Here is a 21,423-nt window from a genome sequence, read left to right as displayed (position 1 = left end):
TTATAGTTCATAAAAAATATCGGCAATAATTACCGCAATAAAATCGACAAAGAACAACAGCAAGGATGCCATGACTACTGCTGTGTTGGCTGCCACCCCAACGCCTGCCGTTCCTTTTTTACAGTAATAGCCCTTATAGCAGCCCACCAATCCAATGATAAATCCAAAAAAAACGGATTTTATGGTTGCCGGTACCAGATCGGAAAAGCTTAAAGCGTTAAAAACAGTATTAAAATAAAGTTGAAAAGAAACTCCTCCTTTTATATTTTCCAACAAGGCGGACCCGTACAGTGCCAATACATCCCCAAAAACCACAAGAAGGGGCAACATTAGGGTAGTGGCTAATATCCGTGTAACCACCAAATATTTAAAGGGATTGGTGCCAGAGACTTCCATGGCGTCTATTTGTTCCGTAACCCGCATAGATCCTAATTCTGCCCCTATCCCCGATGCAATTCTACCTGCACAGATTAAAGCGGTAATAACAGGGCCTACTTCCCGTACTATAGAAATCCCTACCATGTTTGGCATCCAAGAAACTGCACCAAACTGGATCAAAGTAGGTCTGGTCTGCAAGGTGAGCACTAGGCCAATTATAAAACCAGTAATGCCTACCAAGAACAAGGAACGGTTCCCCATCTGATAACATTGACGCAACAACTCTTTAAATTCAAAAGGGGGCTTTAGGGCCTCCCTAAAAAACCGGGCTGCAAAATAAGAGAGATCACCGATCTCTATAAAAAATTCTTTAACGCCTTTAAACATGAATTACACCGTATTCATTTCTAAATCAGTACTACTATATTCTCTCAAAGATAAAGGAAAGAAAATGCGCCTCTAATGACCAAAATCATATGACTTTGCCATTGGTATCCTGTAGGATCCAAAATATCAAGTTAGAAATAAAAAGAGTAAAAAAAAAGTAGGGAATATATCTTCCCCGAAAGTTCCGGGAAAGAATTTCCACCTAGAATCCATTACAAACTGGAAAATGAGCTTAAGAACATTCCTATTTCGGTTGTATATTAGTAATGAGAAGCAACAAACAGGAGGCATGTGGGATTGGTCGGAAGACCAAATATGGTCTGATTGCTAATTACAACATTAAGAAATACCTGTTTTTTGCAAAGAAAATGTTGTAATTTAGTATGCACTACTCCCATACAAGGTCCGTGCTGATAACGTAGGTTTACAGCGTTGTTGGCATACATAGTACCCTGTTTTTGTATCACACTAAAATTATTCAGATAAATGGCAGATTTCGAGTTATTTGAACCTAAGAATTGGTTAGAACTACAAGCATTTCTATTCAAGGAAAAAGACGATAAAATCGACAGGTTTCGATCTCCGTATGCGTATAGGGGCGTCTATAATGCCCAATTTGGATTAGAGACAAGTCTGCAAAGATTGGGAAGAACGCCTTCTAAGGTAGAAGGTACAATGATCAGAAACTTTAAGAAGTACTCGCCTATAAATACCTTGATCGATGATTATAACAACCTTTGGAACTGGATTTCCTTGGGGCAACACCACGGACTTCCTACAAGACTTATAGACTGGACCCATTCCCCAAATGTTGCACTACATTTTTTAACAGAGGACATGGGAACTTATAATGTGGACGGTGCCATATGGATGGTAAACTATGTCGCACTTAGAGAGCATCTGCCAGAGGAGCTAAAAACACCCATTTTGAGTAAAGATATCTTCTATTTTAGCTCAATGGAACTGAAACAGACCATAGGAAATTCCCTAGAGGAACTTTATGAATTTTCGAGTAGGAATACAAATACCATGGTGTTTTTTGAGCCACCCTCGCTAGACGATCGCATAATAAACCAATTTGCACTTTTTTCGTTTATGCTAGATCCTGATTCCAGTCCATTGGAGTGGCTTAAAAATCATCCCAAATATTTAAAAAAGGTAATTATTCCATCAGAATTAAAGTGGGAAATAAGAGATAAACTCGATCAAGCAAATATTACGGAAAGGATCATTTACCCCGGTTTGGAAGGTATTTCTAAATGGTTGAAAAGGTGGTATAGCGATAAGAACAACATCAACCCATAAGCACTGTAACTGTAACAAGAATTTGCAACTTTAATAGGTATCCTTATCGTTTTTGAGATTAAAATCTGAAGTAATTAAAAACACCATTATACAATCCTGATAACTATTTTGCTAACCTCCTTTTTCCACGCTCAGAAAGAGGTGGGGAAAGAGGGAATATTCGACGGTACTTTTACCCATGGTGATTTGTCCGAAACCTTCCGATTAAAAAAAACTACAGATTATCAAGTGTTCTTTACCAGTCTAGAACAGAATACATGTAAAACTCCCGTAAGGGATATAGATGTCAAGAAGGATTACATTTGAAACAATAGCTAAAGACCCATTTCTTTTTCCATCAGTAGATCATATCCACAAAGGTTATAGGCGCAGTGTTTCCGGGGTTGACAGTTTCTATTATTAAGTAATTGATGATATGGTCGTTATAATGGCCATAGTAGGTCGCCAAGACCTTGACAGTAAATTTTAAAGGTTAAGATGTTATTCGTTTATATTTTAAAAGTCTTACATTACCAACAAGAGTTGAATTAAACCATTTAATGTCCAAACCATTTTTTCTTTTATGTATGGTCTTCTTACAAGCCCATTTTCCCCTCCCTTTAGGTGCCCAGGGTTTTTTTGATGATTTTAAAGCCACAGAGCTAGATACCGAGAAATGGAATATCCTTAACACAAAGTGGGGCGAAAATGTCTCAAAGGAATCACATGGTGGGGTTGTTCCCGAAAATGTGTATCTCCAAGATGGGAATCTAGTGATCCGGGGATTGGGAGACCACTATACAGGGAATATTAAAGGGCATGGACAAAACACTAAAGTAGGCGGTGCAATTAGTACGAAGAAAAAATTTGCTTCCGGAAGTTATGAAGTCAGGGCAAAAATTTGTCCCCAACCGGGAGCCTTATCTGCATTTTGGACCTATTATTATGAAAACGAGGAGTACAATCACGAGATCGATTTTGAGTTTCCCGGACGTAACCAATATCCCTATAAACCGGAAGATTCCGATTTAAATTGGGGGCTTTTGTCTAACTGGCGCGGAGTTGCCGATGAACATCAAAACACCGCCGACATTTATATTGGCGATCAAACCGACGGCGAGTTCCACCTCTACCGATTTGACTGGTATGCCGGATCTGAAGGGGAACAACCTAGGATAGAATGGTATTATGACAATAAACTGATCCATCAATCCTATGAACATATTCCAGACCATGCCGCTGAGTTTTCAGTAGGTATCTGGTTTCCGTGGTGGATATCCAAGAGCGATTTTGATATCGATTATATGTATATAGATTGGGTGAAAATTATTCCATTCGATTAACGTATTATCTTAACATCTAGTCCTGATTCGATACGCCAATTTACATAAAACCCGCTACAAATAAATCGCCCTAAATACGTTATATAACTTTATTTCGCTAAAAAGTCTATTAGTTCATCTACTGTTCGGTCAGATAAAGTGCTGTTAATCAATTTTAAAGAATCTTTTGGATGTAGTTCCACAAGGTTGAGCAGATTGTAATACGGCAAGCTTCCCGGAACACTAATAAAAGCCTCCTCCGGATTGTAATATTCCTTTGTTATATATTCTGAATCCGATACGTATGGGTTATATACTACCGATCTGTCAAAAGGATTATTAAGTGCTATATAATGCAGGAAGCTAGAACTTGTTGCGTTTTCTATCAAGGCGTGGAACTTCCTCATTTTATTTGGGGGATCACCATGAATGAACTGGACTAGTAAATCTATGGATTCAGCCTGAATACCTGCTATGCTTTTACCTACTAAGTTAGCACCGAACAGATAATTAAATGGGACTTGTTGGATAATTCCATCTCCAGAAAAGTCAGGGTTATGCAGTTCTCCCATCCCTGGAAGGTCGGCAGAAACAACCGTATACCCCTGGTCCAAAATTTCATTTATATATTTACTCTCCAATATAATTTCCTTTCCCTTGGGATGCAGCCACAATAGCACTTTATCAGCTTTGGAATTCCCATTTGTAGCCATATACACAGGTAAAGCATAGTCCCCTTTTGTGTTTTCCAGAAAATACTTCTCAACTTCAATTCCATTTCTTTCAATCTTTCCCGTAAATACAGCAGCTGATAAATTGCGGTCGAGTTTAATTCCCGACAGTTCAATACGATGTTCAGATAACAAAGGTTTTAGAGTGCTTTTCCCTCCAAAATATTCCATGTTTAAGTTAAAAACTGTTTTCCCACTTAAAGAAGAAGAAGTTTGACCGGTTTGCGTTGACCAAAGGGCTTCAACCGGGAAAGGCTCAATTTCAATATCATCAGTATCACCGGGCAGGGATAAATGATTTTGAAAAAAACCATACATGGCCATCCTGTTTAATTTGGTGGATTCATGCTTCCCCATGTCTTCGACCATCTGAATATTATCCTCTTTTCCAAGTGCTGTATATGATTTTTTTACTTCGGAAAATGTTTCACGTGCTCCTTGAATACTGAAAAAATCATTAATTGTAGTGATGATCAGGCTGGGCTTGGGCATCCGGACATGTAAAAAATCAGGGTGATCAATTCCTTTAGAGATACCATGATACAAATTCTGCTCTGCATCCTGAATTCCTGAAGACTGTAATAGCCTCTTATAATTTGTAATAAAGGCTTCAGGAGCCGCTGCATAAATGCGCTCGTCGCAAGCAGCGATCATAGCTGTTTGTGTGCCTCCCCCAGATCTTCCCGTGATTCCAATACGTGTTACATCAACTTCAGGCCGTGTATAAAGGTAATCCACTGCCCTTATCCCATCCCATATAAAATAATCCGATAATGAGGCTCCCCATAACAGGGTTTGGGCACCCGCATAAGAATGCTCCTTTGTAGGACCTCCTATCGTGGAATTACCTGATTTTGCATCATGGTATTGCAGTCTTTCTCCTTGCCCAATAGGATCATACGCCAATACAATAAAGCCTTTAGATACCAGGTTTAAAATAACATGTTGATAGCCTTCACTTCTGAAGCCAAGGCTAGTATGTCCAGAAGTATAAATAATAGCGGGAGCAGGGTCCTGTCTCTGGTTTGGAAGAAATAAACTGGCTGTAACATAAAATCCTGGATGGGATTCAAAAATAATTTTTTCAACCCTAAAATCTTCGCGATCTACAACTCCAGTAAGCTGCGGATTAAGTGGCGTTTTTGCAAATTTGGAAAGGGGAGAATTTAATATAATTTTTATGCTATCCCTATACGATAGCCAATCTAATTTTGTTCTTAAACCATCAATGACTTCTTTCCTCTTTTCCAGGTGATAAAATGCCTCATTACTGATTATCCGTTGTAGGGCATCATCATGTGATTTATAAGAAATCCAATCGAGGGTCTTACCCCGGTTTATATGAAAAACAGACTCCTCAGGATTTTGGGCGTTTACAACACTTTCAACTAAAAAAAGGTTCAAAAACACTATTATAAACCCTAAAATTCTAATTGAAAAATGCCCCATACTGATGTTGTTTTTTGGATAAATGGATATGATTTTATTACTGCAAATTATTATTATTGGTTATTTAAGAGCTTTTCCTTATTCCAAAAAAAACAGGAATCAAATTTCTTTCTTATGAAAATGATATTCCCTACTTCTACTTCTCAAAAGGATCAAACTTTTTAATCCTATCCTTCCCCTCTTCAAATTCACTACAATTCGGACACACGTGAACTACTCCATCCTTAATTTGATAACCATCCACATGTTCCTTTACAAAATTTTGGATAAGCATATATGAGTCCCGATGGTTGTTAACCTCCACTTGTCTGTCCTTATATATTCGCCGTATTTTTCCGTCGTATTCTTGGTAACCCCAGCATAGGGAACAGACTCTTGCAGGAGATTCGTTAACCCGTTCCTGTACGGGTTTCTTGAAGAACTCCACTATTGTTTTAACGATATCCATAACACACTTTATCTGTTTCTAATTCCTCTAATTTATGGATTTATCTAAAGCGTAACAAGGTAACCTGCACATTTCTAGGTGTAATCATTGTGGAAGAATTTACGGCCAAGTAAATTCATATCTAATTGGGATACACTCATTTGAACAAACTTCAAAAAAACTCCACTGCCCAACCAGATAAAGCATTGCATTATTTAATTTAAATGGGACAATTCGTATTGAGTGGAAAAAGAAGCCAGGGAAGGAACCTCATTATTCAATGAAATTAATATAGCTTTGAATAAAATGACTGCCATTTTTTAATGGGATAAATAATTCTTCAAAGCGGGAATAACAGCAACGATAAGACGATGACATATTTATTTTTTATTGCTTCTTTTAATGCATTATTCTTTATTGCATTGCTTCTACAAAAAAGACCAAAACAACTACACGATAGAATCTTGATTATTTGGCTCCTATATCTAGGGTTTGCTACTGCTGCTTACTCCTTAACGATAGATATTATTCCAGTGGATCCTTTTTTATCAATAGGAATTATCGCTTCATTTTTATTGCATGGCCCTTTTTTATATCTATATGTCGGCGCGCTCACTTTAAACAAGAAATATTTTAAGTCTAAGGATTTATGGCATTTCTTGCCTTATTTAGCCTTTATGTTTTACTTACTAATAGCGTTTCAATTTCCTGGGTATTCAGAGGGGATCAGTGTAGATCATGTATCTGAGAAAATAGCCGAACCCCCGCTAATATTTATCTTATTCCTCATGATCACCGCAGTATCGGGACCTGTATACTTTCTTTTAGCCTTTAAAAGATTTCGAGAAAGCAAAGAATCTACTTTAGATTTCTCTTCCAAGGAAGTTAATATGGAGTGGTTGGAAAAAACTAATCCCAATTTTTGGAGTAGTCTGGACGGTATTGATTGCTATAGCGGTGATTCATCATGTTTTTCAACTATTTACCATAGATTTTTGTACAAATGGACTATTTCTGTCTCTTTCGGTCTTTATTATCTTAATTGGGTATTTCGGATTGAGACAAAAACAAGTATTTATTAGTTATCCCATAGAAATTGAGAAAGCGATTACTAGTGAAACAGAAATTAAATATGCTGCTTCAAAACTGGAAGATGATGAATTACAAAAATGTTGTAATAAAGTGGGACAATATATGAAATCTAATAAACCGTATTTAGATGCGGATCTTACATTGCCCAAGTTGGCAGAAGGTTTAAATGTATCTACCCACCATCTTTCGCAGGTTATTAATGAAATACACGAAAAAAACTTTTTCAATTTCATCAATAAGTACCGGGTAGCCGAAGTAAAAAGAAAAATTCAAGATCCAAAATTTCATAATTATTCTTTACTCGGAATTGCCTATGAAAGTGGATTCAATTCAAAATCGGCCTTTAACAGGGTGTTCAAGAATTTAACTGGCACTACTCCCAGTAACTTCCGAGACTCCCTTCCCTCTTCCTAATACGTTACTTTTTCTACATCCTATGTCCCATTTTATAAACTGGGACGTGTTACGCTTTACAAACAGGTGCCACCTTACAAACAAGGTCGCACAGTCCTGAGTTGGTCCATACTTTTGTTTACAGAAAAATGGATTATTAACTTAAAATGACTGTGTTATGAAAACTCAAGAAAGTAAAGCAACCGTTACGAATCCTTTGAAAATAGGAGAAAACTTTAAACCCAACATGCGTTCCCTCTTTTTGGTATTCGCATTTGTGTTGGCCAGTATTTCTGGATACGCACATTGCGACTCCTATGATGGTCCCGTTATTAAAGACGCCTTAAAAGCATTGGATCAAAATAATGTTCAGCTGGTTTTAAAGTGGATAGAACCACAGCAAGAAAAGGATATCATCCCCTTGTTCAATAAAACCTACCGTTTAAAAAACGAAGACAAACAAGTATATGCTATTGTTGAAAAGCATTTCTTGGAAACGCTCGTAAGATTACACCGAGAGACCGAAGGTGCAGCATTTACAGGCTTAAAGCCAGCAGGATCAACAACTCCATTGGTAACGATGGCAGATAATTCAATTGCAAATAATGATGTAGAGGATGTAGTTAAAACCGTATCCAACCATTTGGAACAAGTACTAAGGGAGCGATATGCTACTGTATCAGAACTCAGTAAAACGAAAGATAAATCAGTTGAGAAAGGACGTGAGTATGTACATTCTTATGTACAATACACCCATACTTTGGAAGCCTTAGAGCACATATTGCACGGCGATATTTCCCACTAAGGAGGTCATCATTATCAAATAGTATTGAAATACACATCACTTTAAAAAATAAATAGTATAAAACATATAAATATGAAGACTTTAAAAAATATTAAAACCACAAGATATCAGTTGGAAACCCTTACCTGTCCAAGTTGCATTACGAGGATAGAAGGTGTTCTCAACAAAGAACCAGGGGTAGAGAAGGCCAAGGTGCTTTTTAACTCCAGCAGGGTAAAAGTAGAATATGATGAGGAAAAGGTTTCGTCTAATCGATTGGCTGAATTGATAGAAAAAGTAGGCTACCCAATTTTACCCTCTTAATAAAAAAATCTCATAAAATTATGAACGCTAAACAAGTAAATAGGATAATGTATGCAGCAGGAATTTTGCTTCTTGCTGCATTTGCAACCTATTTGTTCAACTGGAGTAGACTGTTATTGGATACACTTTTAATTATAGCCACTATAGTTGCGGGAGTTCCAACTTTTATAAAAGCTTGGAAAGCATCACGATTAAAAATGTTCAGTATTGAACTTTTGGTGACCATAGCTGTTATTGGAGCATTGATTATAGGAGAATATGTGGAATCCGCAGCGGTAACTTTCCTGTTTCTTTTTGGGGCATTTTTGGAGGGAAGGTCTTTGGAGAAAGCCCGCGCCGCTCTTAAATCCTTAATGGAAATGGCGCCGTTGGAAGCAACAGTAGTCAGAAATGGCCTACGCGCTATAATTATGGCGGAGGAGGTTGTTGAAAACGATTTGGTCATCATTCAAACGGGAGAAAAGATTCCAATTGATGGTAGGGTAATCTCAGGAAATGCCTCTGTGAATGAAGCAGCGATTACTGGCGAATCCGTTCCTGCGAGCAAAGGTATAGATGATCAAGTATTCAGCGGAAGTATTTTAGACAGCGGATATCTGGAGGTAATAGCAGAGAATGTTGGAGAGGATACCACCTTTTCCAAAATCATTGAATTGGTGGAAGAAGCCCAAGAAGGGAAAGCAAAGACCCAACGATTTTTAGAGAAGTTTGCTGCTATTTATACACCAGGAATTATGATTCTTTCCGTTCTCGTTTGGGTGGTTACGCGGGATGTACACTTAGCGCTTACCTTTTTGGTTATCGCCTGTCCTGGAGCTTTGGTGATTTCTGCACCTGTCTCCATTGTCGCGGGAATCGGAAATGGTGCCCGAAATGGGATTTTGATCAAAGGTGGAGAAGTAATGGAGAACCTGGCTAAAATTAATGCCATAGTATTCGATAAAACGGGAACATTAACAAAGGGCAAGCCAGGAGTTACCGCGATCAAAGGATTTGGTATAGACGAAAAAGAAGTCCTGCTGATGGCGGCAGAAGCTGAGGTGATCTCTGAGCATCATTTGGGCAGAGCCATTGTTAAAGAAGCGGAAATAACTGGATTAAAGCTTCTGAATAAACCCACAGAGGTAAATGTGCTTAAAGGTCGCGGAATTGAAGTAAACTTAGGAGGAAAATCACTCTATATCGGAAATCGTAAAGGCCTTTTCCAGAATGAAATCCCTATAGAAACTGAAATGGAATCCTATGCCACGAAACAAGAGAAAGCCGGAAACACAGCCGTCTTTATCGCCGATGATAAAAAAATTATGGGGATTATTTCTATCGCTGATGCCATAAGGGACAAGGCCAAAGATACCATTGACAATCTAAAATCGGAGGGTATTGAACATCTGGTAATGCTTACCGGCGACAATAAACACACTGCCAAAATAGTTGGTGAACAATTGGGAATGGATGATATATATGCTGAACTGCTTCCCGAAGATAAGGCGGTAAAAGTTAAAGAATGTATGGGGAAAGGCATAAAACTCGCGATGCTAGGGGATGGAGTAAATGATGCCCCCGCAATTGCAACTGCCGATGTTGGAATTGCAATGGGAGTTGCAGGCACCGATGTTGCCATGGAAACGGCAGATGTGGTTTTGATGGCGGATAATCTCGATAAATTGATCCATGCTTTACAACTTTCCAAAGCTACGGTACGTAATATGAAGCAAAACATGTTTATTGCTGTGGGAACGGTTGTCCTATTATTGGCAGGTGTCCTGACTAAAAACGTGAATTTAGCCTCTGGAATGTTGATCCACGAATTGAGCGTACTCTTGGTAATTCTGAACGCTCTACGTTTAATCCGTTTTAAACCTGTCAATCGGTTTAAGCCGTCCGCGCCGCGAAAAGATGAAAACGTTTTATGCCAAAAAGATATGCCCTTGAATGTTAAGAATATCTAGAGATTTATGTACAGGAATTAAATAGGCGGGGTTTAAACCCCGCCTATTTAATTCAAAGATAAAACACTGGGCCGATACGATAGACAACTACCTCCCCAGATTAAATTAAAATAAGCTGAAAAACCAATACAGAACAGATACATAGAACGGTTCAACCGCTTTTTTAAAGTAGACCTATGAAATGCTTAATTATTCTAATGACATCTATTAGCGCCACAGAAAACCTTACAAATGGAGAGAGGACTATTACTTTAACCACGCCCACAAATCTCTTGGGAATATCTGTCTAGGTTTGATGAAAATATTAAATTCTTCATCAAACCTAGACAGAATATAATGGTATTAATATCCGTTCATTTGTTTCGTCTTAGTAAACAATCGTATCAGTTTCAATTTTAGGCAATATATAACCTCCATAGTCAAGAAATAACTCCCCGTTTTTACGCTTTTGAAGGGTATCAGGTTTTACAACCCTAGTGTGGTATAAATAGACTGTTTGTAAATTTTTAAACTCTTTTATAGCTGCTAAATGAGCCTCTTCAAAATTTGTCCTTACAAGGTTGAGGCTTTTTAAATTTTCCAATCGTTCCAATTGCTTAATGTTTTTCCCGGTAATTTCCGTATTGTCCAATTTTAAAACTGTTAGGTTTGGAAATAGGGATAAGGAGTCAAAAACTTCATCAGTAACCTTGGTGCCACCAAGATCTAAATATGCTGTCTGATTTAAGATCGGTGCAAGCGATTCCATGTCCTTATTACCAAACATAGGTTTATTAATAGTAGATACTTTAAGAAAATTATTGTCAGCACTGATAGGTTCTATATGGAGTCCCTTCTTCTTTAGGACAGCAATGCTGTCCATGGATGCTGCGGCCACTTCTATTTTTGGATACAGACTCTCATTGGTTTTAGGAAAGAAAGAAGTGAACAATTCCTTATTAAGCTCTAGTTCCCCAATTTTTTTGTCAAAATCGTTGCCGTTGGCGATCCACGTTTTTATTATTTCAATCTCATCTTTTGTAATTTGGGTCTTGTCTTTTGGAGGCATATGATCCTCATGATCCAGTGGTAAGATGAGCCTAGCGTACAATGGACTGTTACTTGGGTCGTTTGGTTCTATAACGTCGCCGTTCTCACCTCCTTTAAGGATTCCTTGCCCTTCCTGTAACTGAAGTTCTCCCTTATTCTTTTTTGCATTGTGGCAGCTCACACATTTGCTGTTGAGTATGGGTTGAACTAGGTCAGTATATAGAACCGCCTCCTCCCAATTTTCTTCATCAAGAGTTGGGTTTTCATAACTTTTCTGCCCCATCCCCAAGAAGGTTTTCACATTGTTCGGAAGTGGTTCCAATAGATAGTCTGCCCCGTGGGTGATATTTCCTCCAAGATGTCCGGTAAACGAAATCAGAAAAAGTAAGGAGAATGACAAGAGAACCACAGGCAGTTGTTTTAAAAAAGCAACTTTTGGGACCGTCACCAAACGCAAGTGCATGAGTAAGGAGAAAATACTCGTTGTAATTCCCAACCACAAATGGAATTTTACCGTTTCAAAGGAGTACCCTTCACTCACATACAACAGATATCCGCTGATGCAGGCTACGGCTGCAGAAATAAATCCCCATAGAAAGACCATGGCGATAATTCTAGACCATTCCCTTTTTTTTCGGTCAAACCATTGGAGCAGTAGCCCGGTGATGATAAAGCCGATGGGCAAATGAACCACTACGGGATGTAAACGCCCTATTAATTGCTGAATTACTTCCATTGATCAGTTATTCAATTTTAGACGTTCTTTAATAGCTTCCATCATAAAAACATTGGCTTCCCACTGGTCCGATAGCGGAATTCTAGTATAGGGAAGAGTCGGCATATAATCTGCAGGGCCAAATTCCGTGGTAACCGTGAATACACCCTTATGTTCTTTCCAGCCATTTCTGATTATTTCTTCCCAGATTCCCAAGTGCCGTTCCAATGCCCTATTCCATTCCGGGGCTTTGGGGTCGTTGACCTGCGGACCTTCGGCATGACCGATACGGGCATGGATATGATGGGACCTATTTTTTACGATATCGAGCAATTCATCCTGGCCCTCTAACAAGGATTCGTGGACCACCATCCAATGGCTGATATCCAAGGTTAGTTTTAGGTCGGGTATAGTGTTCAGATATTGTTTTGTTTCCGGTAAGCTATAGCTAAAACGCCCCCTATGAGTTTCGTGGTAAACGGGTACGTCGTTTTTGGCACTAATGGCATTGGCCGCTTCAATAAATGCCGCGTTCTGTGATGCGGTATAAAAATCGCTGCCGGTATGGCAATTGACCAACACGGGTTTCCATTGCGTAATGGTTTCCAACCCTTTTCTAAATTGTTCCAAACTCGCCTCAAAGGGCAGGCCCTTATTGGTCCCGTGAAGAAAATTTACCAATAACCCATGTTTTTTTAGGGCAGCTTTTAATTCTTCCTGTTTTTTGGTGTCCCATGGGAACCAGGTCTCAATCCCGTCATAACCGGATGCCTTGGTGCGTTCGCAAAATTGGTCTAATGATAGTTGGTTGCCCCAGTCAGTTTGAAAAAATAGTACTTTTTCTTGGCCATGGGTAAGATTGATTGCCCCGAATATAAAGATCAGTATGGTTGTCAGTAATCGCATTGAATAGGTCTATTATAGTTTGATTGGTGTTTTAAGCCAGAATTTCGTTGATAACATGGCCTTCTACATCCGTGAGGCGGAAAGGTCTTCCTTGAAAATCGAAGGTAAATTGCTCATGGTTAAAGCCAAGTAAATGTAATATGGTCGCATGAACGTCATGTACCGACACCTGTCCTTCCAGGGCAGAATAACCAATTTCATCGGTCAGGCCCCAACAGGCCCCTTTTTTGATACCGCCCCCGGCCATCCACATGGTAAAGGCGTCCCCGTGGTGATCCCTTCCCTTAAAGGCCATTTCCTGGCCCTCCCTGTTTTCCTGCATGGGCGTTCTGCCAAATTCCCCTCCCCATACCACAAGGGTTTCGTCCAACAACCCTCTTTGTTTGAGGTCTAAGAGCAGGGCAGACATAGGTCTGTCAATTTCGGTACATTTATTTCTTAGGCCCAGGTCTACGGCAGTTCCATGGTCTGTTCCATGGCTATCCCAGCCCCAATCATACAATTGTACAAAACGGACCCCGTCCTCTACCAGTTTTCTGGCCAACAAACAATTATTGGCAAAAGATTCCTTTCCAGGTTTTACCCCGTACATTTCTTTGATATGCTCCGGTTCGTCATTAATATTCATTACTTCTGGAACGGCGGTCTGCATTCTATAGGCCATCTCATATTGATTGATCCTGGCCAAGATCTCGGGATCGGAGTATTTATTAAATTCTTCCTTATTGATATTATTAATGGCCTCTATGGTACTTTTTTTGATGTTCCGGGAAATTCCCTTAGGATCCTCAATAAATAAAACCGGATCCCCCTTGGAACGACATTGCACCCCTTGGTATACCGAGGGCAGGAAACCGCTTCCCCAGATACTTTTTCCGGCATCTGGAGTTTTTCCTCCCGAGGTCAATACCACAAAACCGGGTAAATTCTGATTTTCAGAACCGAGGCCATAGGTCACCCAAGAACCTATACTCGGTCTCCCCAGCCTTGGGCTCCCCGTTTGCATAAACAACTGGGCGGGACCATGGTTAAATTGGTCGGTGTTCACCGCTTTTAAAAAAGCGACCTCGTCCACCACCTTTGAAAAATGTGGTAAAAAATTGGATACCCAATTCCCGGATTCCCCTTCTTGTTTAAATTCTGCCTGTGGCCCCAATAATTTTGGTGTCCCCCTGATGAAAGCGAATTTTTTTCCCTCTAGGATTGATTGGGGGGTAAGCTGCCCGTCCAGTTTTTGAAGGGCAGGCTTATAATCGAACATCTCAAGTTGGGATGGTGCTCCGGCCATATGAAGGTAGATTACTGATTTTACCTTAGCCGGAAATGGTGGGGCCAAGGAAGCCATTGGATTAATATCCCTTTCGGTAAGAGCAATCTTCCCAGTTCCTTTTTTACTGCCAAAAGAATTACATGACATAAAAAAAGACCCCAACGCCAATCCGCCCATTCCTGTGACGCAATTTTTTATAAAATGCCTTCTGGTATTGGCCTGTAACTCCCTTTCTATCTTCTCTTTTATAAGTCTGTCTAAACTGTTCATGGCTACGATTTTGTTAAAAATTCATCTAGGTTCATTATGGCATTGGCCACTACGGTCAGCGCCGCTAGATTGGGATCGGCATCTGGATCGAAAGGGATGAACTCCCTTATTGTTTCCGGGCGTTGTTCAAATTCCTTATAGGTGCTTTGGTAAAGTGCTTTTAGGGCGCTTAACTTTTCTTCCCCAATATCGCCCGACAATGCCCTATAATAACCTGTGGCAATGCTCTTTTCGATACCATCGGCCTTGGCCATATATTTTGCCAAATAAAATGCGGTTTCCAAGTAAACGGGGTCGTTGAGAGTGACTAGGGCCTGCAAAGGAGTGTTGGTCACTGTTCTTCGAACCGTGGAGACCTCGCGACTGCTGGCATCAAATGTAACCAAGGAAGGGTAAGGGCTGGTGCGCTTTAAGTAGGTATATACGGCCCTTCGGTATTTGTCATCTCCCTTGCTTTCTGTCCATTGCCCCCCATTATAAACGGTTTGCCAAATACCCTCTGGTTGGGGCGGCATAACACTTGGGCCGTACATCTTTGTACTTAACAGTCCTGAAACGGACAAGGCTTGGTCCCTTATTTGTTCTGCGGTAAGCCGTATCCTTGGTCCTCTGGCGTATAATTTATTTTCTGGATCCACGTTATAGAGTTTTGCATTGTTCACGGAGCTTTGCCTGTAGGTTCCGGACATTACAATTTCCTTGACCAAAGCTTTTATACTCCATTGGTGCTCGTTCATAAACCTTAGGGCAAGCCAATCCAGTAGTTCCGGGTGGGAAGGTGCATCGGACTGCGATCCCATATCTTCCAAGGAAGCCACAATGCCCTGCCCAAAGAGCTGATGCCACACCCTATTGACCAGGGTTCGAGCAGTAAGCGGATTTTCCTTGCTGACCAACCATCGGGAAAACCCTAACCTGTTTTTTGGCCATTCGGCCTTCCAATCGTTCAGTACATGTGGGGTGGCTGGTAGTACGGTATCAGTCTGCATCAGCCAGCTTCCCCTTTCAAAGAATTGCGTAGTCCTTTTTTGAAAATCTTGATTCTCGACCATGATGGGCAAGGTGGGGGTAGAGGTGTTCAACAATTCCATGAACCTTTGATCGATCTCTGAATATCCCTCAGATGCCACTCCTTGGAGTTCAGGGAGAAAAGCAAACCATGAAATATAACTCGTGGGCGATTTTGGGGAAACCTTATCATTCTCTGCCTCAATGTACAAGTTTATCTTTTCCTTAGTTTTCTTGAAGGGGAATTTTTGGATGACCCTTCCATTCGTCTTATTGGTATTGAACTGCGCCAGTATTTCCCCTTCCGAATTATCCCTTCTAATAGTTATTTTGGTGGCGTCTATTCCAGAGGCATATTTTAGGTACATAAAATTGGCGCCTTGGGTATATACATCATTGATATAACAAGATCCCTTGTCGCGCAGGGCGAGCCATTTGGTATCGGCCAAATTTCCGTTGGTATAATTTTCGGCTAAATGGGCATGGTAAACAGGTTCGGAATATTTTAGAAAATTACTGTACGCTACGGCAACCTCCTTGTTTTCATTTTTTAAAATCCATTGGTTGATATTGGCCACTGTGGCCTTCTGGTCTTTGTTGTAAAATTTTAGGTTGGGTTCATCCTCCGTAGTATCTTCATCCCTGGTATTATTAAAGAAGGCCATCAAATTGTAATATTCCTCATTTTTAAAGGGATCGTAAGTGTGGCTATGGCATTGTACGCAACCGATGGTAGTGCTCTGCCATACTTCAAAAGTGGTATTTACCCTATCTATAATAGCTGCCACTCTAAATTCTTCGTCGTCGGTCCCTCCTTCGTCATTGTTCATGGTCTGCCTATGGAAGGCCGTCGCGATGAGTTGATCCACGGAAGGATCCGGCAAAAGGTCCCCCGCAAGTTGCTCAATGGTAAACTGGTCATAAGGCATATCGGTATTGAACGCCTTTATTACCCAATCCCTGTATTCCCACATCGATCTCCCCATATCTTTCTCATATCCCTTGGTATCGGCATAACGGGCCTGGTCTAACCACCAACTGGCCCATTTTTCTCCATATGAATTCCTGGACAACAATTGGTCCACCATATTTTCATAGGATATTTTTTCAGATTTAAAATCATCGAATAATTCATGGTCAGCAGGTAGCCCGGTTATATCCAAGGAGAGCCTTCTTGCAAGTACATGAGGCTCTGCGGATGGACTGTGTTCCAAATCATTATTTTCAAGTGTCCTTAAGATAAAATGGTCAATATCGTTTTGTATAAACCCTTCGGAGCCCATGGAAGAAATGCCTGCAGTCTGTGTTGACTCTGGCACCTCTACTTCACCAGGAAGACTATAGGCCCAATGTTTGCCCCATTTAGCACCTTGATCCACCCATTTGGTCAATAGTTCTATTTCCTCATCCGTTAACCGTGGTTTTTGATAGGGCATTCGCAATTCTGGGTCATCCTCCTTTAAAAGCTGGATGAACGGGCTTTTGGAGGCATTGCCGGGAATAATGGCTGGATGTCCTGCTTTGGTGTCCGCAAAAGCTTCGTTTTCAAACAATAGGCTAAAGCCTCCGCTTTTTTTCACCCCACCATGACAAACAATGCAATGCTTGTTAAGGATAGGTTTTATATTTGCACTATAGTCTACTGTCGATTCCGGTTTTAGATTACTCCATAATACCCCTACAATCACCAACAATACGGCAAAGGATAGTACTGTTAAGATGGCTTTTTTCACTATGTTAATTTTTATTGGTTAGGGTTATTAGCTTTACTCACTTTTGGCACAATGATTGATTTTTGAAATAATTGTAACCAAATGAGATGTAGTTAAAAATAATATTTTAAACTCATGTTTTGGTTGTATTTCCCTGACTCTTATTAAGCGTTTAAACTAATTATCAAAAATATAATGTTAGTTGGCATTCATACTTAGCTGATGATTAAGGTCACACAATCAAGTTCGAGTCGTTTTTATCCACAAATCAGACTTGTTTACTTAGGTTTTTCAACCCTTGATATGAATTGATTATAGAATTTTGGTCGTCACAAGAAAACACAAGCCTAGCTACCTTTGGACAAATCTAAATAATCGCGCCACTTTACGCAACCGATTGCATCATAAAGTTTCAACCTATTTAGCTGAAATTAGCTCGAATCAATTACTATCTAGGTGTTTAATTGAATTACAATTTAAGGAATATTTATTATCAATAATTTTACCGCATAGTTCGCGCAACAAAAAATTTAATGTAGCAGGCTTTACGATCATCCAACCATTAGCGACAACAGTCTAAATAAGCTTGGTTTTTAATACTGGAACATGCTGCTCCCTGAAAAAAGTATATCGCTAAATTTTTATATTAACTCGCTGTGCTAAGTCTCCCGACTTAGTGCCGGATTCACTTCCTACACTGGAAAATGCAATCCTGTATAAGAATGGAAACCAAAACAAGCTATGGCTTGCTATTTTTTGTTTTTCTACCAGCTAGTGTGGTTCGTTGAAAACTAAGGCTTCTTTAAAGGTTAACAATAACTTTCGCAGAAACACAACAATGGGTTATGATCCGTACAAACGCTTCAGCAGAATCTTTTAACGCAAAAATAAAAGCGTTCAGGGCGCAGTTCAGAGAGGTCAGGAATAGAGAATGCTTCCTATTTAGACTCTCAACTATATTTGTCTAAATCTATAATCCCACAACTTTTTGACTTGATCCCCTACGGACAGGGAGAAAAAAAAGGATTAATAACAAATGTTGGACTATACGCAACAACTTTTTACTTTGATTTCAAAAACTACGCTAGGGATAAGGGAACCGTTTTATAGTTATTAAACTTATTACCAGCAGAACTACTTTCTTATTTTAATTTTTTGGGCTTTGAAAAAAAAGCAACCTAAGTATATTTTATATGATAATCAACCAGTGATATTTTTTGCGGAAAAAAGTAAATACCCGACACTTATAAGATTCACACCTACAAGACATAAGGAAAATGGACAGGGACCGCTAATCGCCTCGGTAGCCCAGAAAGGATTGATGCGAAAAATGAAGTAATAAAGAGCCCTGTATTCTAATAATTTAGGAATACAAACCACTTTGGGCTATTGTCCTACAATGCTATATTTATCTTTATTTTTCCATAATTAGCAATCGTTTAAACATAGAAAAATCGCTATTTTTCAGTATCTTGTATGTAAAAATTACGGAAATGGACAGAAAAACATTTATTCAAAAGACAGCGGGTGCAGTATTAATTACGATACCTGCCTATTCGCTACTCGGATGTTCCAGTTCGGATAATGGAACTGACAACCCAGACCCTGATCCAGACCCAAAGGGGGATTGCTTGGCCAATGGGACTAAAACTGCAATTGGAACTAATCATGGGCATACTTTAACGGTATCCACAGCAGATATTAATGCTGGTGTCCAAAAAGTGTATTCCATTATGGGGAGTTCGGGCCATGATCACGTGGTAACATTGACCGCAGCTAACTTTACCGCTTTAAAAAGCAATAGTGGAATATCAGTAACCTCAACGGCGGGAGACGGGCACACGCATACTGTATCAGTTTCATGTGCCTAGTACCAAAACCATTAAAAAGGCCTTCTATTTTTATTGGAAGTCCTTTTATCTTTCATATGTAGATGCTTATTGATTTTTAACGGTCATACTTCGGCTGCGCTCAGCACGGGTATGCGAACTTGCCTGACGGCAGTCAGGTTCGCATATCTTCATTCGTATTTGCGATCAGATTTCGGCCATGCTCATTTCATAACATTATTTCTCCCTTTGCCCTGGAGATGGGCGTATCAACAATTAATCATCATTGTATTTTAAACCATTACTGTTTTTAGCCTTTTTTATTTGGAAGGCTCTGGAGATATTAAATCCAAAATGAATATCCCCATTAAAAAAATCACCAGAAGTTTCTGCAAGAAACCCCTTTTCGATCATGGAAACGGAATTGGTCAATATCAATTGAAAAATATGCCCTCCTGTTTCAATATCTACCCCAAAAGCTATAGAATTTTTTACGTCCTGTGATTTAAATGGATTTATATTATAATAATATTCCCCATTCACAGATACCCGCTTGCTTATTTTAACCCTGGCACCAAAGCCAAGAGAAACAATATCATTGGGGTCTATAGATTCTGGAACTGTATTAAAATGCACAATGGTAGGTGCAAATTGCACGGAGAGGTTCGGATTAAATTTTCGGGCGATCAACAGCTGACCTGTATAGGTTAATCGGTCACTAAACGATGGCTTTTCATCAGGTTCATAATCCTTGATCGTTTTCTCCGTTGCACTACCAAGAACGGTAAGACTAAAAGGGAAAGGGTTTTCCCCCGTTTTTTGTTGTAATAATCTATACTTTGCATAGGCATCATAAGTTTTTTCAAAAGAACTTCTTCCTATTGCCAAGGTAAGACGGTCATTGAGGGCATACTCCAATCCAAACCGGATATTGGAATCGTCCAACCCAAAAAGTTGATCAAAACCTGAATTCACCCTACCAAAACGATGGGAGATTAAAAACTCCAATACTCCTTCTTTTCTGGTCTCCACAGAATGACCATTGAGCAATCGGGTACCGTTAAACGTACTCGCCACAAGAAAGGTGGTATCGGCCGATTCCTGCTCCAAAATATCCTTCAGGTCCTGGGAAAAGACGTTACACGTGGCAATAAAAATAAAGATGTAAAATAAAATGTTTTTCATAATTTTACTTATATGGTTTATGATGCAGTTCAAAACTTACCTTGATAGTTTTAGCGATGTTATTCTCTACAATTGCTGGAATTTTAATATCAAAATCGGCCACCTCCACGGTGAATTCCCCACTCAATATAAGTTCATCCTTAACCATTCGAATATTTACCTTAGTGCTAATTTCCTTATCCCTCCCGTGCAAACTGAGCTTACCAACTATTTCGGCTTCCATATTTAGGTCGTTCACATCGGCTATATTATTAATTTTACCTGAGAATGTGGCCTTAGGATATTTGTAGGATTCTACATAATTTTCATTAAAATGTTCCTGCATCAGTGCCTTTTTAAACATAAAGGAACGCATGAGGAGCTGAATCGCGATTTCACCGGTATCGGTATCCACTATACTTAACACCTGATTGTTATCCGCTTTTATATCCTCCACAATGGAATGGGAAAAAAACGATACGTAGCCTTCCTTCGTAAGATATTTGCCTTGTGCTGTGAGACAATTTAGCAACAATAAATTAATAATTATAAAATAAAATCCTTTCATATTGTTATTGAACTAAAATACATCTTACCATTATAACATCTAATAAATATCCGGTACACTTTCCTTTTATTTTTATTATTTGTCCCTTTTTTAGCATTAATACTTTTTCACTTTCTTCCGGCAACATATGACATATAACACTAGATGGAGAATTGGCAGGTTTTAAGGCAATAACCATATTTCCCCTTAAAGTAGACACCTCATGTATTTGCCCTTCAACTTCAATTAAGCGTTCCGAGTATTTTTTGTTGGACTCTATTTCAAAATCCTCATAATCCCTAATAAGCTGTTGGGCGCTTAAATGGTAATCCGCATCCGTTTTCTGAATGTTGACATGGGGTTTATTATAGAGATAGAACGAAAGAGCAATAGCTATAATGCCAATAAATATAAAACTCAAAATTAAATACACTTTTCTACCCAGCATTTATT

General features: G+C 39.4%; 19 protein-coding genes and 1 pseudogene. 10 read left to right on the top strand and 10 right to left on the bottom strand.

Features of this window, described 5'->3' with window-relative positions; translation table 11 throughout:
• A complete protein-coding gene (locus KCTC52924_RS06850) occupies window positions 1–765 on the bottom strand; it encodes an ABC transporter permease (protein WP_251807301.1) in 765 nt (254 codons plus the stop codon).
• A 486-nt stretch (window positions 766–1,251) separates the two neighbouring features.
• On the opposite strand from KCTC52924_RS06850, the gene KCTC52924_RS06845 reads away from it, so the two are divergent.
• The 3 genes from KCTC52924_RS06845 to KCTC52924_RS06835 all read left to right on the top strand — a co-directional run bounded on the left by KCTC52924_RS06845 (window position 1,252) and on the right by KCTC52924_RS06835 (window position 3,392).
• Window positions 1,252–2,070, top strand: a complete 819-nt coding sequence (locus tag KCTC52924_RS06845; RefSeq protein WP_251807303.1) for an FRG domain-containing protein — start codon at window positions 1,252–1,254, stop codon at window positions 2,068–2,070.
• A 108-nt stretch (window positions 2,071–2,178) separates the two neighbouring features.
• The gene (locus KCTC52924_RS06840; protein ID WP_251807305.1) at window positions 2,179–2,376 is read left to right on the top strand and encodes a hypothetical protein; all 198 of its coding nucleotides are present in this window, start codon (window positions 2,179–2,181) and stop codon (window positions 2,374–2,376) included.
• Between the two features lie 233 nt (window positions 2,377–2,609).
• Window positions 2,610–3,392: a glycoside hydrolase family 16 protein gene (locus KCTC52924_RS06835; protein WP_251807307.1), complete on the top strand. Its 783-nt coding sequence runs from the start codon at window positions 2,610–2,612 to the stop codon at window positions 3,390–3,392.
• 89 nt (window positions 3,393–3,481) lie between these two features.
• Here KCTC52924_RS06835 and KCTC52924_RS06830 read toward each other — a convergent pair whose 3' ends face one another.
• Together KCTC52924_RS06830 and KCTC52924_RS06825 are read right to left on the bottom strand one after the other, a co-directional pair.
• Window positions 3,482–5,506: a S9 family peptidase gene (locus KCTC52924_RS06830; RefSeq protein WP_251807309.1), complete on the bottom strand. Its 2,025-nt coding sequence runs from the start codon at window positions 5,504–5,506 to the stop codon at window positions 3,482–3,484.
• Between the two features lie 181 nt (window positions 5,507–5,687).
• Window positions 5,688–5,999 carry a hypothetical protein gene (locus tag KCTC52924_RS06825; RefSeq protein WP_251807310.1) on the bottom strand — a complete coding sequence of 104 codons (312 nt, stop codon included), beginning with the start codon at window positions 5,997–5,999 and terminating at the stop codon, window positions 5,688–5,690.
• A 350-nt stretch (window positions 6,000–6,349) separates the two neighbouring features.
• Here KCTC52924_RS06825 and KCTC52924_RS06820 point away from each other — a divergent pair, with 350 nt between their 5' ends.
• The 5 genes from KCTC52924_RS06820 to KCTC52924_RS06800 all read left to right on the top strand — a co-directional run bounded on the left by KCTC52924_RS06820 (window position 6,350) and on the right by KCTC52924_RS06800 (window position 10,520).
• Window positions 6,350–7,060, top strand: coding sequence for a hypothetical protein (locus tag KCTC52924_RS06820; protein ID WP_370671522.1), 711 nt, complete (start codon window positions 6,350–6,352; stop codon window positions 7,058–7,060).
• Window positions 7,035–7,484: a helix-turn-helix domain-containing protein gene (locus KCTC52924_RS06815; protein WP_370671521.1), complete on the top strand. Its 450-nt coding sequence runs from the start codon at window positions 7,035–7,037 to the stop codon at window positions 7,482–7,484. The genes KCTC52924_RS06820 and KCTC52924_RS06815 overlap by 26 nt, the downstream gene beginning before the upstream one ends.
• Window positions 7,485–7,641: 157 nt before the next feature.
• On the top strand, window positions 7,642–8,268 hold the full coding sequence (locus KCTC52924_RS06810) for a DUF6448 family protein (RefSeq protein ID WP_251807314.1): 627 nt from the start codon (window positions 7,642–7,644) through the stop codon (window positions 8,266–8,268).
• Window positions 8,269–8,340: 72 nt separating this feature from the next.
• On the top strand, window positions 8,341–8,571 hold the full coding sequence (locus KCTC52924_RS06805; RefSeq protein ID WP_251807315.1) for a heavy-metal-associated domain-containing protein: 231 nt from the start codon (window positions 8,341–8,343) through the stop codon (window positions 8,569–8,571).
• Between the two features lie 20 nt (window positions 8,572–8,591).
• Entirely contained in the window at window positions 8,592–10,520 is a 1,929-nt protein-coding gene (locus KCTC52924_RS06800; RefSeq protein ID WP_251807317.1) for a cation-translocating P-type ATPase, read from the top strand.
• A 367-nt stretch (window positions 10,521–10,887) separates the two neighbouring features.
• On the opposite strand, the gene KCTC52924_RS06795 is transcribed toward KCTC52924_RS06800, so the two are convergent.
• From KCTC52924_RS06795 to KCTC52924_RS06780, 4 genes are read right to left on the bottom strand one after another with little or no spacing between them, the layout of a single operon-like run.
• Window positions 10,888–12,285 (bottom strand): c-type cytochrome domain-containing protein, encoded by a 1,398-nt coding sequence (locus KCTC52924_RS06795; RefSeq protein WP_251807319.1) that lies wholly within the window; start codon window positions 12,283–12,285, stop codon window positions 10,888–10,890.
• 3 nt (window positions 12,286–12,288) lie between these two features.
• Window positions 12,289–13,170, bottom strand: coding sequence for a sugar phosphate isomerase/epimerase (locus KCTC52924_RS06790; protein WP_251807322.1), 882 nt, complete (start codon window positions 13,168–13,170; stop codon window positions 12,289–12,291).
• 31 nt (window positions 13,171–13,201) lie between these two features.
• A complete protein-coding gene (locus KCTC52924_RS06785; RefSeq protein WP_251807324.1) occupies window positions 13,202–14,710 on the bottom strand; it encodes a DUF1501 domain-containing protein in 1,509 nt (502 codons plus the stop codon).
• Window positions 14,711–14,712: 2 nt separating this feature from the next.
• Window positions 14,713–17,451, bottom strand: coding sequence for a PSD1 and planctomycete cytochrome C domain-containing protein (locus tag KCTC52924_RS06780; RefSeq protein ID WP_251807326.1), 2,739 nt, complete (start codon window positions 17,449–17,451; stop codon window positions 14,713–14,715).
• A gap of 833 nt (window positions 17,452–18,284) precedes the next feature.
• Between KCTC52924_RS06780 and KCTC52924_RS06775 the strand changes: the two are divergent.
• Window positions 18,285–18,398: pseudogene (locus tag KCTC52924_RS06775) on the top strand (DDE transposase); the annotation flags it as partial.
• A 525-nt stretch (window positions 18,399–18,923) separates the two neighbouring features.
• Entirely contained in the window at window positions 18,924–19,301 is a 378-nt protein-coding gene (locus KCTC52924_RS06770; RefSeq protein WP_251807329.1) for a hypothetical protein, read from the top strand.
• A gap of 234 nt (window positions 19,302–19,535) precedes the next feature.
• On the opposite strand, the gene KCTC52924_RS06765 is transcribed toward KCTC52924_RS06770, so the two are convergent.
• From KCTC52924_RS06765 to KCTC52924_RS06755, 3 genes are read right to left on the bottom strand one after another with little or no spacing between them, the layout of a single operon-like run.
• Window positions 19,536–20,444: a DUF5777 family beta-barrel protein gene (locus tag KCTC52924_RS06765; protein ID WP_251807331.1), complete on the bottom strand. Its 909-nt coding sequence runs from the start codon at window positions 20,442–20,444 to the stop codon at window positions 19,536–19,538.
• Window positions 20,445–20,448: 4 nt separating this feature from the next.
• Window positions 20,449–20,991: a YceI family protein gene (locus KCTC52924_RS06760; RefSeq protein ID WP_251807333.1), complete on the bottom strand. Its 543-nt coding sequence runs from the start codon at window positions 20,989–20,991 to the stop codon at window positions 20,449–20,451.
• A 4-nt stretch (window positions 20,992–20,995) separates the two neighbouring features.
• Complete coding sequence (locus KCTC52924_RS06755) at window positions 20,996–21,418, bottom strand: OB-fold putative lipoprotein (protein WP_251807334.1); 423 nt, start codon at window positions 21,416–21,418, stop codon at window positions 20,996–20,998.
• Between the last annotated feature and the right edge of the window lie 5 nt (window positions 21,419–21,423).

Source organism: Arenibacter antarcticus, from assembly GCF_041320605.1.
GTDB classification, from domain to species: domain Bacteria; phylum Bacteroidota; class Bacteroidia; order Flavobacteriales; family Flavobacteriaceae; genus Arenibacter; species Arenibacter antarcticus.
The sequence above is the reverse complement of the archived record's forward strand: the minus strand, read 5'-3'. Positions and strand labels throughout refer to the sequence as shown.

Bases quoted from the DNA above. Each gene is read 5' to 3' on its own strand.
- KCTC52924_RS06760 (WP_251807333.1), bottom strand. From the start codon at position 20,991: ATGAAAGGATTTTATTTTATAATTATTAATTTATTGTTGCTAAATTGT.
- KCTC52924_RS06805 (WP_251807315.1), top strand. From the start codon at position 8,341: ATGAAGACTTTAAAAAATATTAAAACCACAAGATATCAGTTGGAAACC.
- KCTC52924_RS06835 (WP_251807307.1), top strand. From the start codon at position 2,610: ATGTCCAAACCATTTTTTCTTTTATGTATGGTCTTCTTACAAGCCCAT.
- KCTC52924_RS06810 (WP_251807314.1), top strand. From the start codon at position 7,642: ATGAAAACTCAAGAAAGTAAAGCAACCGTTACGAATCCTTTGAAAATA.
- KCTC52924_RS06825 (WP_251807310.1), bottom strand. From the start codon at position 5,999: ATGGATATCGTTAAAACAATAGTGGAGTTCTTCAAGAAACCCGTACAG.
- KCTC52924_RS06765 (WP_251807331.1), bottom strand. From the start codon at position 20,444: ATGAAAAACATTTTATTTTACATCTTTATTTTTATTGCCACGTGTAAC.
- KCTC52924_RS06820 (WP_370671522.1), top strand. From the start codon at position 6,350: ATGACATATTTATTTTTTATTGCTTCTTTTAATGCATTATTCTTTATT.
- KCTC52924_RS06755 (WP_251807334.1), bottom strand. From the start codon at position 21,418: ATGCTGGGTAGAAAAGTGTATTTAATTTTGAGTTTTATATTTATTGGC.
- KCTC52924_RS06845 (WP_251807303.1), top strand. From the start codon at position 1,252: ATGGCAGATTTCGAGTTATTTGAACCTAAGAATTGGTTAGAACTACAA.
- KCTC52924_RS06850 (WP_251807301.1), bottom strand. From the start codon at position 765: ATGTTTAAAGGCGTTAAAGAATTTTTTATAGAGATCGGTGATCTCTCT.
- KCTC52924_RS06800 (WP_251807317.1), top strand. From the start codon at position 8,592: ATGAACGCTAAACAAGTAAATAGGATAATGTATGCAGCAGGAATTTTG.
- KCTC52924_RS06790 (WP_251807322.1), bottom strand. From the start codon at position 13,170: ATGCGATTACTGACAACCATACTGATCTTTATATTCGGGGCAATCAAT.
- KCTC52924_RS06785 (WP_251807324.1), bottom strand. From the start codon at position 14,710: ATGAACAGTTTAGACAGACTTATAAAAGAGAAGATAGAAAGGGAGTTA.
- KCTC52924_RS06795 (WP_251807319.1), bottom strand. From the start codon at position 12,285: ATGGAAGTAATTCAGCAATTAATAGGGCGTTTACATCCCGTAGTGGTT.
- KCTC52924_RS06770 (WP_251807329.1), top strand. From the start codon at position 18,924: ATGGACAGAAAAACATTTATTCAAAAGACAGCGGGTGCAGTATTAATT.